Annotated in this window: 1 protein-coding gene; it reads left to right on the forward strand. The window is 44.7% G+C overall.

The annotated features are described in order from the left end of the window. Positions 1-38: 38 nt before the first annotated feature. A partial coding sequence (locus tag ND2E_RS07430) for a formyltetrahydrofolate deformylase (protein WP_263281873.1) occupies positions 39-537 on the forward strand: 499 nt, incomplete at its 3' end.

The raw sequence follows: 537 nt of genomic DNA on the forward strand, positions 1-537 counted from the left end.
AACTGGCCTCCCGTCCGTATAAATCTAAAGTGGTGATCATGGTGTCTAAGCACGATCACTGTTTGAATGACTTATTATACCGTTATCGCACTGGCGATTTGGCTATTGAGATCCCGGCGATCATCTCAAATCATCCTGACCTAGAAGACTTGGCGAAATGGCATGGTATTCCTTATTACCACCTGCCCATTAGTAAAGAAACCAAACCCGAGCAAGAAGCCAAAGTATGGCAGATCATTGAAGAATCAAACGCTGACTTGGTGGTCTTAGCACGTTATATGCAAGTGTTATCGAGTGACTTGTGTCAGAAACTCTCTGGTAAAGCCATTAATATTCACCACTCATTATTACCGGGTTTTAAGGGCGCTAGACCGTATTATCAAGCCTATGATCGCGGTATTAAATTAGTCGGCGCCACCGCACATTATGTCAGCGATGACTTAGATGAAGGACCGATTATCAGCCAAGGTGTCGAGACAGTCGATCATGGTTACTATCCGCAGGACCTAGCTGCTAAAGGGCGTGATATCGAATGTT

Origin of the sequence: Colwellia psychrerythraea, assembly GCF_000764225.1 — a bacterium.
Lineage (GTDB): Bacteria > Pseudomonadota > Gammaproteobacteria > Enterobacterales > Alteromonadaceae > Colwellia > Colwellia psychrerythraea_D.